Genomic DNA, 434 nt, shown 5'->3' with positions numbered 1-434 from the left:
CGTACAGGCTGGCTTCGACCGCTGTGAATAGAGTCGGCCGCTATACCACGCTTTTCGAGCTGGCTCACCAATTTTGCGGCACCAGCTTTGGTGCGAATAAAAATCAGCGCTTGATCCCACTGATTTTGAGTGATCAGGTGGCTTAATAGTGCTGATTTGGTGTCTTTATCAACGGTGATGATCCACTGGTCGATCTGTGGTTTGGCCTCTGGTTGGTCTGTCACACTGATCTCAACCGCATGGTGTAGCGTGCTCTTGGCCAGATGGCGCACATCCGCTGACAGCGTTGCAGAAAACAGTAAGTTCTGACGGACTTCAGGTAAGCGCTCAATGATTTTATTGATGTCGCCAATAAAGCCCATATCCAACATGCGATCGGCTTCGTCGAGTACAAAGCATTCCAGTTCGTTAATATACACGGCGCGCTGATACAC

1 protein-coding gene is annotated in these 434 nt (G+C 49.8%); it reads right to left on the bottom strand.

The genetic code is table 11. The annotated features are described in order from the left end of the window. On the bottom strand, positions 1-434 hold a 434-nt coding region (locus tag BTA35_RS16905; RefSeq protein WP_139363726.1), incomplete at both ends, for a DEAD/DEAH box helicase.

The sequence above is a fragment of the Oceanospirillum linum genome, assembly GCF_001995095.2.
Taxonomy (GTDB): Bacteria; Pseudomonadota; Gammaproteobacteria; order Pseudomonadales; family Halomonadaceae; genus Oceanospirillum; species Oceanospirillum linum.
This window is presented reverse-complemented; position numbering and strand designations above follow the sequence as displayed.